This is a genomic window from Sphingomonas sp., from assembly GCF_019242355.1.
Lineage (GTDB): Bacteria > Pseudomonadota > Alphaproteobacteria > Sphingomonadales > Sphingomonadaceae > Sphingomicrobium.
The window spans coordinates 1-13,250 of record NZ_JAFAVR010000195.1 but is presented as its reverse complement, the minus strand read 5'-3'; the positions used below and the strand labels follow the sequence as shown (position 1 = coordinate 13,250).

Here is a 13,250-nt window from a genome sequence, read left to right as displayed (position 1 = left end):
AGCAGCTGAATACGCAGCTCGCGACGGCCCGCGCCGACGAAGCCGAGGCTCAGTCGAAGGCAGCCAGCGGCGCGGCGCTTGCCGATGCGACCAGCACCGGGGCTCTGAGCAGCCTCCGATCCGACCAGGCCAAGCTCCAGGGCCAGGTTGCGGACCTCTCTCAGCGCTATGCCGACGACTACCCGTCGCTGGTCAGCGCTCGCGAGCAGCTGGCCACGGTGAACAGCGCGCTAGCCGCCGAAGAGTCCCGCGTACGCCAGGGCGTCGCCGCCAATGCGCAGGTGGCCCGCAATCGGGCGTCCTCACTCAGCGGCTCGGTCAATGAGCAGCAGTCGACGCTGATGCGGGCGAATGCGGCGTCCGTTCACCTCGCCGAGCTCGAGCGCAACTCCGATTCGGCCAAGACGCTCTACGCCTCGCTGCTCGACCAGTATAAGCAGAAGCTGGCGTCCCAGGGCACCGAGCAGAGCAAGGCCTATATCGTCGCCTACGCAGCGCCGCCGACAGCGCCGAGCTCGCCCAATCTCCTTGCCTATCTGATCGGCGGGGTTGTCGCCGCCCTGCTCGCGGGCGCTTTGATCGCAACCACGCTCGAGAACATGGAAGGTGGCATGCTCAACCAGGCGATGACCGAGAAGGCCCTCGGAATTCCGGTCCTCGCGGCCGTTCCGGACGTCCGCACGGTCAAGGATGCGCCGCTGAAGCACGGCTCGCCGGGGAGCATCGCCGATCACCTGCTGAGTCATCCGACCGGGGTCTTCGCGGAGTCCCTGCGGTCGGTCCGGACAGGCCTCAACCTTGGCCAGGACGGCCAGACCCGGAAGGTCTTCGCGGTCACCTCCGCGGTCGCGGACGAGGGCAAGACTACGACCACGATGTGCCTCGGGCGATCGGCGGCCGCCGCCGGCACGCGCGTCCTGCTGATCGACTGCGATCTTCGCCGTCACGCTGCGTCGACCTTCTTCGCGCCCGAACCCCGCGCCGGCCTCTACGAGGTGCTGCGCGACGAGGCTCGGCTGAGCGACGCCATCGTCAAGGATCCCGCAACGGGCATGGACGTGCTTCCTGCCACTGCGTCAGCGCATCCGGCGATCGACGTCATCACGTCCCGGGCGATGCGGACCCTGCTTCGGCGGGTCAGCGATTCCTATGACCTGGTGCTGCTCGAAATGCCGCCGATTCTTCCGGTCGCCGAGGCGCGCGTGCTGTGCGCGATGGCGGACGCAACGGTTCTCGTCGTGCGCTGGCGCAAGACTCCGGTCGAGGTGGCGCGCAAGGCGATCGACCTCCTTACCCGGGCCAAGGCGAACCTCGCCGGTGCGGTCCTGAGCCGGGTCAGCCTGAGCTGGACCGCGGTCGGAAGCCTTGGCGACGATGTTTATTATTACCAGAGTTACGCGGCCAAGGCGGCCTGAGGCATTGCTTCACAACGACGTCGAGTCCTCGGAAGCAGACGAACCGGCACTGCTCCGCTCCGAGACGGATCGCGCCGGAGGCAAAAGCGCGCGCGCACCGTCTGGACAGCTGCTGTTTGTCGTCAACTCGCTCGCCGGCGGAGGCGCCGAACGCGTGTTTTCGACGGTTCTCGCCGGGCTTGAGCCGATGCTCCGCCGCTTCGAAGTGCACGTAGCGCTCCTGGACCAGGAGCCAGCCGCTTATTCCCTGCCGGAATGGGTGCACATCCACCAGCTCGACTGCCGCGGCAGTCTCGTCCGCAGCGTCCGCCAATTGTCGGCCCTTGCCGGACGGCTTCGGCCGCAGCTGGTCTTCAGCTTCCTGACGCGGGCGAACGTCGCAGCGGTGGCCGCGGCCAGGCGCGCGCGCTGTCCCGTCGTGATCAGTGAGCGCAACGACACCACCGCGCAACTGTCGCATGGCCGGATGCCGGCGCTTGCCCGTGCGATCGTTCGTCTCGCCTACAAGCGAGCCGACAGCGTGATCGCGGTATCCAGCGGGCTGCACGAGTCCCTGGCCGGCGACTATGGAGTCGATCCCCGCAGGATCACGGTCATCAACAACCCGGTCGACGTCGACGCCATTCGCTCCGCAGGCGAGCAGCCGCCGTCGATCGAGGTCCGGCCCGGCGATGTCGTGATGCTTGCCAGGCTCGAGCCGCAAAAGAACCTGCCGGTCGCCATCCGCGCGTTTGCGGCCAGCGGCGTCGAAGGACGGCTGGTCATCCTCGGCGAAGGATCGCTGCGCCAGGAGCTGCGCGCGATCGGCGATTCGTGCGGTCTCGGCGACCGGCTCGTCATGCCCGGCCATGCCGCCAATCCGTTCGCCGTCCTCTCTCGCGCATCAGTGTTCATGCTGACGTCGCGACACGAGGGCTTTTGCAACTCCCTCGTCGAGGCAATGGCACTCGGCATTCCGGTCCTTGCATCGGATTGCCGGTTCAGCCCGGCGGAAATCCTCGACGTCGAGCGGTCGCCGGGGCCGGGCGAGGTTATCGAGGGCCAGGGCGGCCTGCTGGTCGCCGTCGACGATGTCGAAGCCTTTACGAGCGGCCTGCGAATGCTTGCGGATCCGGGCCTGCGCGCCCGGCTCGGGCGGCTCGGCGAGCAGCGGGTCCAGGCCTTTGCCGCGCCCGCGCAGATCGCCCGCTATGGTGACCTCATCGCACAGGCGCTTGCGTCCGGCGCTCGTCCAGGGAGCAGAGCGGCGTGAACCCGAAAGTCGCCCCGCAAGGCGCAGATTTTGCGGCGCCCGGCCTGCCCATGTCGGTCCAGTTGCCGTTAAGCGTCCTGCTTTTCGTATTGCTTCTGTATGGCCTTCGGAAGGCCGGCAGCACGAGCGCGCGATATGTCGTGTTCGCATGCTGGATGCGGTTCATGCTCTCCTCGTATCATATATACACGTTCAAGCATGTCGTCGGCCCGATCTCTGGCACGGCCCTTGGATCCGCTGGCTTGTTCGTGCTCGGCATCCTGCTGCTGCCGAAGCGGCTGCTTCTTAGCAAGGTGCTGCTGCCCATCTACGTGATCCTGGCGGCCATCGGGATAAGCGCACTGGTCAATCACGTTCTGCTCACCGCGTTCGAACCGATGACCAAGTTCGGCCTCGCGATCGCGCTTGCGATGCATACCTATCGAGCCCTCAGGAACGGCGACCCGAAGAAGTTCGTGCTCAGCCTGCTGGTGAGCTTCGCACCGCTGCTGGTGTTCCAGATATTCTCGATCATCCTGCATGTGCCGAAGGCAAGCGAGGGCGAGGGCAGCGCCGCCTACATCGGCGGCTATTATCACGAGGCGGCATTCTCGATCGCGCTCATCGCCTTGCTGATCATGATCGCGCTGACCCGGGCGATCCCGCGCTGGATCAAGTTTGTCACCATCCCGCTGATCATGCTCAGCATCGTGCTTGCCAATTACCGCACCGCGATCCTGGCGGCCTTTCCGCTGATCATCTACTACACCCTCTACGCGATCAATCGTCCGGTCGACCGCAGGCTGCGCGGCATGATTGCCATCCTTGCCGGCGTCGGTGTCGTCGTCGCGGGTGGCCTCGCACTGATGACGCTGGATCGCTTCAAGGATCTTCAGGTCGTCCTGCAGTCGGGCACATCGCTCATCAAGCCGCCCAGCGAGTTCGGCAACGCCGATCGTGAGCTCCTCTCCGGCAGGTTCCAGATCTGGAGCGAGTATCTCTACATGTGGAAGGCAGCGCCCGAGCTGCGGCATTTGGTCGGTTTCGGCCCCGAGAGCTGGGAGCAGTACTTCGACCTTTACGCCCACAATTCGTTCGTGGATTATCTCTTCGAATATGGCATCCTGGGAGTCGTCGCACTCGCCGGGATGTTCATCTCGGGGCTGGTCGTGGCGCTCCGTTCCCAGCAGGACCGTTGGAAGCTTGTGGCCGCGCATCTATGCTTCATCATTCTCAACCTTGCGACCATGCCGCTGTGGCTGATCGAAGGGAACATCGTGTTCGGCCTCCTTTGGGGCTATACGCTTTATTATAGCCGAGGGGGTAAGACGATAACCGTCCAGGCCCGACCAAGGCCTCAACTCAAGGCAGTGTCGATCTAGTGCTTGAAAGTGATATGGACCTCGGCACGGCCATGAAGTGGCTGATACGCGAATTTCTTCCGATGCGTCGGCGCTGGCAGGCTCTAGGCCTGCTTTTCCTGATGATCCTGGGCGGCATCGCCGAGGCGTTCACCCTCGCGGCCGTGTTCCCGCTGCTCTCGTTCATGGCCGACCCGGCCCATGTCGGCACGTCGCGAATCGGGCATGTCATCGTCGCTCTGGGAATCAACCCCGCATCGCTGTCGCTGCCGACCCTTGCCGCTGCCTTTTGCGTGGTGGCGATCGCGTCCGCGGCGATCCGGATAACCCTCGCCTGGTCGTCGCAGGGCTTCGCCTTTCGTCTCGCCTACGACCTTGGCGTCGGCCTTTATGAGCGAATGCTCTACCAGCCGTACAGCTTTCACGCCGGGCTCAACAGCAGCACCATCGTTGCGACCGTCAACAACATCCAGCGGCTGCTCACCAGCATGTTCCTGCCGGTAATGCAGGGCCTTTCCGCGGTGACGCTCAGTCTGTTCATCGTCGGCGGCCTGCTGCTCATCAAGCCGGATATCGCCCTTGCCGCGCTGTTCGGCTTCGGCGGCATCTATATCCTGACCTCGTTCCTGACCAAGTCCCGGTTGCGCAAGAATGCCAAGAAGATCGGCGTCATGCGCGGGATGCGCGTGCAGGCTGTCCAGGAGGGCCTGGGCGGCATCCGCGACGTGCTGATCGACAATTCGCAGCAGGTCTACATCAAGAAGTTCGCGGAGCTCGACGAGACGCTTCGCGATGCCCAGGCCGCCAACGCCCTGATCGCAGTCACGCCGCGCTTCGTCGTCGAGGCCCTTGGCATGGTGTTCATCGTCGGCATCGCCGTGGTGCTGAACGCCGTCAACGGAACGCTCGAGGGGTCTCTGCCCGTCCTGGCCGTTCTTGCCCTCGGCGCGCAGCGGCTGATGCCTCTTCTCCAGCAGATCTACGCCGCCTGGGCCAATGCGCTGAGCGAGCGGTCGCTATTCATCGGCGTCGTCGAGCTGTTGCAGCTTCCGCTGCCGCAGCGGTTCGTCGGCGACAAGGACATCGTTCCGATCCCACTCGAAGACACGCTGAGGATCGAGAACGTCAGCTATCGCTATCACGACGACGGGCCGTTGGTGATCCGGAACGTCGACCTGACCATCAAGCGCGGGTCATGGACCGGCCTTCTGGGCAAGAGCGGAAGCGGCAAGAGCACGCTCATGGACCTCGTCATGGGCCTCCTGCGGCCGACCGACGGGCAGATCACGATCAACGGCGAGCCTCTCGACGAGCACAATGTCCGCGGCTGGCAGAAGCAGATCGCGCACGTTTCGCAGCACATCTTCCTTTCCGACGCGTCGATTCTGGAAAATGTCGCGTTCGGCATTCCGCGTGAAAAGATCGATCACGGACGAGTCCTGCATGCCTGCCAAGAGGCGGAGCTCGAGGAGATGATCGCGGGGCTTCCCGAAGGGCTGAACACCACGATCGGCGAACGCGGGGTCAGGTTGTCAGGCGGCCAGCGGCAGCGCATCGGCATCGCCCGCGCTCTCTACAAGCAGGCATCGATCCTGGTGCTGGACGAGGCGACCAGCGCGCTCGACGACGCGACCGAAGCCGGAATCATGGACTCGATCCGAAAGCTCGGGCGAAGCTATACGGTGCTCATGATCGCTCACAGGACGACGACGCTTCGCGACTGCGATCGCGTCTACCGCATGGAACATGGCAGGATCACGCAGGCCGGCAGTTTCGCCGAAGTCGTGAAGGCCGTGCATCCGACGGCGCTTGCCAGCTAAGCAGCCGGTGCGTCCAATCGACCTTAGCGTCACCGGATTGCGCGGCATCCCGGGCGTGATGGGCGGCGTCGAATCCCATTGCGAGGAACTGCTGCCGCGAGTGGCGGCGCTGGCGCCAGATCTGCGCATCGAAGCCGTCGGCCGAAGGGCGTTTCTGCCGACCAGCCCCTATGATTATCGGGGGGTCCGCGTCGTCGGCGTGCCGGCGCCGAGCGGCGCAAGCACGGAAGCCATCGTCTCGACCTTCCTCGCCGTCCTCCGCGCCGCGCGCCGCTCGCGCGCCGTCCATATCCACGCGATCGGCCCCGCACTCATGGCTCCGCTGGCGCGCGGACTTGGCCTCCGCGTCGTCATGACCCATCACGGCGACGATTACGACAGGGCGAAATGGGGCGGTTTCGCGAAGGCGATGTTGCGTCTTGGCGAGCGCCTGGGGGTCGGCTGCGCCCATCAGGTGATTGCCGTCGCCCCGACCCTCGCCGAGCGGCTCAAACGGCAATTCCCGAAACGCGCGGATCGTATCCGCTACATTCCCAATGGCGCGCCCGAGCTGCCGCCCGACCGGTCCTCCGCGGAGGTCCTGGCGGACTTCGGGCTCGACCCGAAGGGCTACATCCTCGCGATTGGCCGCCTGGTCCCGGAGAAGGGCTTCGACCAGCTGATCCGCGCCTTTCGCGAGAGCCGGGATCCGCGCAAGCTCGTCATCGTCGGCAGCGACATCCACGGATCGCCCTTCTCGCGCGAGCTTCTGCGGCAGGCGGATGACCAGGTGCGCTTCCTCGGCGCGCAGCCACGATCCGTCCTCAGGCGATTGTACGAGCAAGCCGACCTGTTCGTCCTGCCGTCGCTCCACGAAGGGTTGCCGATCTCCGCCCTGGAGGCGGCCGCGTGCGGGACCCCGATGCTGCTGAGCGACATCGTCCCGAACCGCGACCTGGGGCTCGACGAGCGCAACTATTTCCCGGCGGGCAATGAGCGGGCTCTGGCGCTCGCGCTGAGCCGAAGGTCCAGCGAATATGCCTATGATGTCGACCGGATGCGGGAGTCGTTCGACTGGAATCGGATCGCGGAACGGACGCTCGAGGTCTACCGGGACGCCTTGGGTGGCGGCTAGCCGCCCGGCAAGCGCCGCTCAGTAAGCGTTCGGATGGACGATCACGCCGGCGGTCTTCAGGAGGATCATGATGTCCGCCCAGATCGACCAGCAGCTCATATATTCGAGGTCCGACTGAAGTCGCTGGCTGAGATCCTCGACTCGATGCGCGGTGCCGCGGAAGCCCCGCACCTGCGCAAGGCCGGTAATGCCCGGCTTCGAAAGGTGCCGGTGCGAATAACGCTCGTCGACGTCCCAGAACAGCAGGTTGCCCGCGAAGGAGCCGATGGCATGGGGACGCGGCCCGACCAGGCTCATCGTGCCGTTGAGCACGTTGAACAGCTGAGGTAGCTCGTCGAGGCTGGTGCGGCGGATGAAGCGGCCGACGCGGGTGACTCGATCGTCGGACAGACCGGTCGAGCGAGTGCCCAGCTGGTCCTCCTGCTCCACCGTCATGCTGCGGAACTTGTAGACATCGAACAGCTTGTTGCCGAAGCCGACGCGCTTCTGGCGGAAGAAGACCGGACCGGCGCTGTCCAGCTTGATCGCGATCGCAACCGCGGCAAGCAGCGGGCCGAAGAAGATCACAGCCGGAACGGTCAGCGCCAGGTCGAAGACCCGCTTGACGACGCGCTGCTGGGTCGAAAGCGGCCCCGCGGACACGACGAGGGTCGTTCGTCCGGCCATTCTACCGATTGCCACCGCACCGACTGACTGCACGTCGTCGGCAAGGATCTCGCCGCGGACGTGAGCGCATTTCAGCATGGTCGCCCAGCCGGGGCAAAGCTCGCGCCGGCAGACGACGACGACCCGGTCGGCGCCCGACAGGAGCTGGACGAGCCGGTGGATCATCGCCGGGTTGCGCGGCTCCGGGCGAAGGCCGGCGGCAACGGCATTGACGATGACCGCGCCCGGGATCGGCTCGACGAACGTCTCGTCGCAGATGACGACCGTCGCAGTCAGCGGCCCGAAGGTCCTGCGCAGGCGATTGGACACGATCGTTCGGAACGTGGTCGCAATCGCGAGCGTGGCGACCACCCCGACGCCGATCGAGAAGCGGGAGACATCCTGCTCCGCTTTCAGGAAGTAGGAGACGACGAACAGGACGGCGAAAGTGCCGACGAGAGCGGCCGCGACGCGGCGGATGCCCTTGGATGCCGAAGCGAGCGTCTCCAGGCTATAAGCCTTGCGATGCATGGCGCCCGCGATGAACAGCGGGACGGCCGCCATCGCGACCCGGATCCAGTCCATGCTGTGAAGGTTGCCGTATCGCGCGAACGATCCGGCCGCGAAACCCAGGAAGATCGCCAGGAGGTCACCGCCGAGCAGCAGACCGTAAGCCTGCACACGCCGAGTCTTGCTGCGCTGTTGAAGCGCCGAAAGGGCGCGCGGGGACTGCTCGCTATCATCCATCCGCAATGCCGGGCGCGAAGCAGGTGCTGCAGGCCGGGCCTCGGCGGGCCTGCGCTGGCTCTCCGCTTCGGGATCGGCCAGCTGTTGCTCGCCGTCGAAAAAGAATTCCATCCCCGCCACCGCTCCCAATACTCACGGCACCGCGAAACGCGCGGCGAAAATCAATTAAGAAACCGTTAACCGCAGCCCAACGCCCCGATCAATGCAAGGTTCCTTCTCGGATCCAAAAAACGGTTCCGCAACAGACACGTAACACACTGTTCTGCTTTGGAACAGCCAGCGCCTGGTGGAGCCAGGGCCGGCGGCCTTCTCAGCGGCGCGGCGCCGGCACGTCCTTAGTCAATGCGATGGTCGCTCGGGAACGCGCACGATTGAGCAGAAGTGCCTCATTCTGCTGCAAAACCTCCTCCTTGATCAGTCCTTGGGCGACTGCTTGCTGCTGGTCTGGAGGAACCGGCTCCGGCGCCGCGCTAATCTTGCGCACCGCCAACCAGCCGAACCCGGGCGGGTGAAGGACCAAGAGCTGATTGGCCGGTGCCTTCAGCAACAGCGAGGCCGAGTCGGGATCGAGCCGCGCCGTGTCCCACGTTTGCATCGTCTTCGTGCTCGCGAGACCGCGATTGCCCAGCGTCGCCGCCGCCTGCTCGAGCGAGGCCGCGTCCGAAATCGCCGCAAGCTGTGGCGGCGCGAGCGGTCCCGGCAGGCTCATCTGCTCCACGGTCACGACGCTGCGTTGAGCGAATGCCTGGGGATTGGCGGCAATGAAGCCGCTCACCTGCTGAGGCGTGGGCTGGCGTGCCGCGTGACCCGCGACTTCGGACAGTTGCTGTATCAGGGTAAGCTCCGCGGCCCGCCGCGACTGGAGGATGTAGTCCGGCGTGCGGTCGAGACCCTCCCTGCGGGCCGTCTGCGCAAGCAGGCGACGGTCGATCAGTTCATGCAGGAGAGCCTGGCGCGCGTGGGCATCGTTGCCGATCACGAGACCACGCGCCTGTGCTTCGGCGTTCAGCTCGGGGATCGTGATCTCCTCGCCGTTGACGATGGCCAGCACCTGCCCTTCCGTCGCCTCGCCGTGGCAGCCGGCGCAGAGCGCGGCAAGCGGCAGGACGACCCAGCGGGAGCTGCGGCGTTTGAACATGCGTCGATCCTGTGAGACAGCGGGAGTCAGCAATGGACACCGCATTCGACTGGATCACGATCATAATCTTCGCTGGGCTCGTGACCCACTTCCTCCAGCAATCCGCGGACCGCCGCGCACGCCAGAACCCACTGTGGCAGTATGCGATTGCGGCCGCAGGTTGCGCGGTCGGCGACTGGCTCGGCAACACGGGCCAGCGGGCCGCTGCCGTGGTCGTCATTGCCGCGACATTGGGCTTCATCGCCTACGTCCATTTTAGCCGTCCCGACGCTCGCGAGGATCATTAGGCGGTCCCGACCAGCATCGTGCGCAGCGCCGGCGGCGCGGACATCATCAGATCGCCAGCGAACTGCTCGAGAATCGCCAGCCCTTCCTCGCGGTCGCCGTTGATCGTCGACATCCGCACCAGCACGCCGTCGGGTACGGCGCCGCGCAGCATCTGGCGCAGGATCGACCAGCGCTGCGCGAGAGACGTGGTCGGGAAGTCGTGTCCAAGTCGGCTCCAGTAGAGCATCTGCTCGATGCGCTCCGGCGCCGATGCCGTCGTCACCGCGGCCCGGACCTGCTTGCCCGCGAAATCGAGCGTCACGTCCGGCCAGCGCTTCAGCCGGAATCCGGCGGCCGGATAGCAGACCTCCGGCCGATGCAGCTCGGTGTCGCCAACTTGCGCCGATCCGTAGGCGATCAGCAGCATGATGCCCGCGCCGCCAACATCCGCGTAATAACCGGTGAATAGATCGTCGTAGGTCTTGTCTTCGCCCGTCTCGCCGACCGGGATCAGGATGTCGGCAAAGGGTTGCCGAACCCAATCGCCGACGCGGTTCGGAATCATCTGGCCAAGGGCCGGCCGGGCAGTCGATTGAACGTCCACCGACCGGAACCGGACGACGCCCGCCGCGGCCGCGGTAACCAGCAGCGTGCCGCCGAGCAGCAGCTCGCGCCGGCCCGGGTCGATCGGCGCGGTGTCCTGCGCGGTCGTCATGCGCGCCTTGGCCGGCGAAGCGCGGAGAACCACCCAAGCGCCAGATCGAGCGCCATCAATCCGGCAAGCGACATCCCGAAGGTGACCATGCCGGCAAGCTGGTGGGCATAGCCCTGCGCAATACCCTCGCCCAGGTGAACCGTGAGCAGGATGAGGATGATGACCCGCAGCAGGTTGGCAAGCACGGCCATCGGAATGATCGCGAGCAGGAGGAACCCGCGCGTCCAGCCCCGGGCGCGCGATACCAGGTGAAGATACAGGAGGCCGATCGCAAGCAGGCTGAAGATCGAGCCTAGACCGGCGCATGCCTGCTGGACCATCAGCTCATATTGATCGACCTGGATGGTCACCCCGGAGCTTGCGATCGCATAGCCGAACTCCCGGAGCAGCCAGGCCGCGGTGGCCGAAATCCAGATCTTCAGCGGCTGAGTCGTCTCGGCAATCAGCCCAGACGGCGGCCGGATCAGGAATGCGAGGTAGAGGACCGGAAACCATAGGTGCCGCATGACCGTCGCGCCCCAGGCGGCGAATGCGACCACGACGAGGACCAGGTAGAGCGCCGCAGTCTCCGCCGTGAGCACATGGAGTGCCCGCCCGTAGACATAGAGCAACAGAAGCGGGAGCAGGACCAGGACCGGCCCGGCGGACCGCACCGCCCGCTCATTGGCGGCGATGAACACTCGCTCCCGCCACAAGAGCCAGGCACCCGTCGCGAGAAGGATGGGGCCGTGGACCCCGTTGTCCGTGCTCCAATAGTCGCTGGCGAGAGATAATAGGGTCGGGACGACCAGCGCCACGATCCCGAGAATGAGAAGAAGTCGCGGAAAGCTCAGCGCATGGCCAAGCAATCCCCGGCCCGCTTCGGTGCGGACGGGTTGGGCGTCAGGCCTTGTGACCACGGGATGCAGGCAGGATCATGACCTCGTCGCCTACATTCATGACAGAAAACAGGCGCCGCGCGAAGTCGACCGGAACGCCAAGACATCCGTGAGTCGCCGATCCGAGCTCGACCTCGCTGCCGTGGATCGCGACGCCGTCGTTCGTCAGCCGCAACGCATAGGGCATCGCCGCGTCGTAGGTGTGCGACCAATAGTCCTTGTTCTTCTCAAGGATCTTTAGGTCGCCGACCGGCGACGGCTTGCTATCCATGCCGAACAACAGGACAGCGGTGCCGATCTCGTGACCGGAGCGGAACACAGACATTGTCTGCGCGCCGAGGTCGACCAGAACCCATGTCGGCCCCTTCGGGATGCCGTCGGTGTTCCACACATATTCGCCGTAGCCGAGTGGCGTCGTAACGTTGAGGAGGCTTTTCACGTCGTGATGGACGTCGCCCACACCGGGCACCTTCAGCGGCTGCGGCGTCGCGAACTCGATCCGGTCGCCCGCCCTGTCGATACTTTGCACGGTGACCGGAGCCGCCGGCGCCTTGTGGCATGATGAAACCGTCAGGGCGCAGCTAACCAGCATTGCAATCGCGATGAGCCGGGGTCGCCCGCGCCACGGCCTGCGCGGCGGGCTCTCAGTGGTGGCCAGCATTGGACGCCGGGCTCGGATCTTTGGTGCTGAGCGCCGCTATTGAGCGGACGGCACGGCGCCAAGAGGAGCCGAGCCGGCTTCCTCCTCTTGCCGACGACGGCGACGAAGCAGCCCGCCGACGAACAAGAAGCCGGTGATCATCATCGCCCACGTGCTCGGTTCCGGAACGCCAGGAACCGGGGGCGGACCACCACCACCACCACCGGGAGGAGGGGGAGGAGTCAGGATGATTCCACCGCCGCCGCCTCCGGGCGGGATGAACAATGGCGGGATGAAGAAGCCGCCGTGCGACGCGGCCGGGATCACCGCAGGCGCGATCGGAGCGATCGCGGCGGGAATGGGCGTCGCTGCGCCGGCGATCGGCGGAACGGCGTCGACAGGCGCGGCGGCCGGAACCGACGTCGGAAGAACCTGCGAGACCCGCTTTTTCTTCTTCGGCTTCGGCTTGGCTTTGTGGACGACCTTGTGCGCCATCACCTTCTGGCGAGGATGCTTGTTGGATACCGCCCCCGCGGCGCGATGGCCCGGCGAACGGTCGTGCATGATCCCGAGGACGTTGGCGGCGCCGGCACCAATCATCGGTGCAACTCCTGAGAACATCATCGTTGACGCACCAGCGCTCGCGAGAACAGCCGCTGACAGGAAAGCGATCTTACGGTGAGCAAACGGAGCCCTCATCGCTCCCCCTTTCTGCACTCCAGCGAATCCGAGTTAGGTAAACACTTTGTAAACGCAGCGGTTCCACTTGTAAACGGAAGGAATTCCGGGGATCGGCACTGTGCTGAAATGAAACATGAACCGCTGTTGCCGCTCGGTTTTCCGCTGTTAACTAGGTTAACGCCGTCTCGAGACTCTGAAGCAAGCAGTAGCGCGATGCGCTGTAAAAGGGTCGATTAAATTTCCATTTACCCCAGATCAACGGAGAGAGCGTTGCTCGAGTCTGCCAAGACTCCATGCCTGTGCGAGAACTTGTCATTCGCCTCCGAGAAACTAGGGCCTAGGCCGGATCGATCGGCTCTGTGGTAGAGGAAGCATGCACCCTGTTCTGACGCCAAAAGACTGCACGACGATGACGGAGGTCCGCGCCGGCGTGGACGCCGTGGACCGCGAGCTTGTCCGTCTGCTCGGCCGGCGTTTCGGCTACATGGACGCCGCCGCCCGGATCAAGCCGACCCGCGATACGGTGCGCGACGAAGCGCGCAAGGCGCAGGTCCTCGACAATGTCCGACAGGCCGCGGCGACTGCCGGCGTACCCGTC

Annotated in this window: 13 protein-coding genes; 7 read left to right on the top strand and 6 right to left on the bottom strand. The window is 65.3% G+C overall.

The genetic code is table 11. The annotated features are described in order from the left end of the window. The 5 genes from JOZ79_RS09785 to JOZ79_RS09765 all read left to right on the top strand — a co-directional run. On the top strand, window positions 1–1,415 hold a 1,415-nt coding region (locus tag JOZ79_RS09785), incomplete at its 5' end, for a polysaccharide biosynthesis tyrosine autokinase (protein WP_294073636.1). Then, window positions 1,375–2,667, top strand: a complete 1,293-nt coding sequence (locus tag JOZ79_RS09780) for a glycosyltransferase (protein ID WP_294073634.1) — start codon at window positions 1,375–1,377, stop codon at window positions 2,665–2,667. The genes JOZ79_RS09785 and JOZ79_RS09780, both read left to right, overlap by 41 nt. After that, the gene (locus JOZ79_RS09775; protein ID WP_294073632.1) at window positions 2,664–4,028 is read left to right on the top strand and encodes an O-antigen ligase family protein; all 1,365 of its coding nucleotides are present in this window, start codon (window positions 2,664–2,666) and stop codon (window positions 4,026–4,028) included. Before JOZ79_RS09780 ends, JOZ79_RS09775 begins: the two co-directional genes overlap by 4 nt. A 32-nt stretch (window positions 4,029–4,060) precedes the next feature. Then, on the top strand, window positions 4,061–5,827 hold the full coding sequence (locus tag JOZ79_RS09770; RefSeq protein WP_294073630.1) for an ABC transporter ATP-binding protein: 1,767 nt from the start codon (window positions 4,061–4,063) through the stop codon (window positions 5,825–5,827). A gap of 7 nt (window positions 5,828–5,834) precedes the next feature. Next, complete coding sequence (locus JOZ79_RS09765) at window positions 5,835–6,941, top strand: glycosyltransferase family 4 protein (protein ID WP_294073628.1); 1,107 nt, start codon at window positions 5,835–5,837, stop codon at window positions 6,939–6,941. An 18-nt stretch (window positions 6,942–6,959) separates the two neighbouring features. Here JOZ79_RS09765 and JOZ79_RS09760 read toward each other — a convergent pair whose 3' ends face one another. Further along, on the bottom strand, window positions 6,960–8,444 hold the full coding sequence (locus tag JOZ79_RS09760) for a sugar transferase (RefSeq protein WP_294073626.1): 1,485 nt from the start codon (window positions 8,442–8,444) through the stop codon (window positions 6,960–6,962). A 199-nt stretch (window positions 8,445–8,643) separates the two neighbouring features. Next, window positions 8,644–9,471 (bottom strand): hypothetical protein, encoded by an 828-nt coding sequence (locus tag JOZ79_RS09755; protein ID WP_294073624.1) that lies wholly within the window; start codon window positions 9,469–9,471, stop codon window positions 8,644–8,646. A 32-nt stretch (window positions 9,472–9,503) separates the two neighbouring features. Between JOZ79_RS09755 and JOZ79_RS09750 the strand changes: the two genes are divergently transcribed. Next, window positions 9,504–9,758 (top strand): XrtV sorting system accessory protein, encoded by a 255-nt coding sequence (locus tag JOZ79_RS09750; RefSeq protein WP_294073622.1) that lies wholly within the window; start codon window positions 9,504–9,506, stop codon window positions 9,756–9,758. Here the strand turns inward: JOZ79_RS09750 and JOZ79_RS09745 are convergent. The 4 genes from JOZ79_RS09745 to JOZ79_RS09730 all read right to left on the bottom strand — a co-directional run bounded on the left by JOZ79_RS09745 (window position 9,755) and on the right by JOZ79_RS09730 (window position 12,571). Then, entirely contained in the window at window positions 9,755–10,453 is a 699-nt protein-coding gene (locus tag JOZ79_RS09745) for an exosortase C-terminal domain/associated protein EpsI (RefSeq protein WP_294073620.1), read from the bottom strand. The two genes, JOZ79_RS09750 and JOZ79_RS09745, sit on opposite strands and share 4 nt — an antisense overlap. Beyond that, the gene (gene xrt / locus JOZ79_RS09740; RefSeq protein WP_294073618.1) at window positions 10,450–11,352 is read right to left on the bottom strand and encodes an exosortase; all 903 of its coding nucleotides are present in this window, start codon (window positions 11,350–11,352) and stop codon (window positions 10,450–10,452) included. The genes JOZ79_RS09745 and xrt overlap by 4 nt, the downstream gene beginning before the upstream one ends. Further along, window positions 11,336–11,923 (bottom strand): L,D-transpeptidase family protein, encoded by a 588-nt coding sequence (locus JOZ79_RS09735; RefSeq protein WP_294073617.1) that lies wholly within the window; start codon window positions 11,921–11,923, stop codon window positions 11,336–11,338. The genes xrt and JOZ79_RS09735 overlap by 17 nt, the downstream gene beginning before the upstream one ends. A 105-nt stretch (window positions 11,924–12,028) precedes the next feature. Then, window positions 12,029–12,571 carry a PEPxxWA-CTERM sorting domain-containing protein gene (locus JOZ79_RS09730; RefSeq protein WP_294073615.1) on the bottom strand — a complete coding sequence of 181 codons (543 nt, stop codon included), beginning with the start codon at window positions 12,569–12,571 and terminating at the stop codon, window positions 12,029–12,031. A 454-nt stretch (window positions 12,572–13,025) separates the two neighbouring features. On the opposite strand from JOZ79_RS09730, the gene JOZ79_RS09725 reads away from it, so the two are divergent. Beyond that, the coding region (locus tag JOZ79_RS09725; protein WP_294073613.1) for a chorismate mutase at window positions 13,026–13,250 on the top strand (225 nt) is incomplete at its 3' end.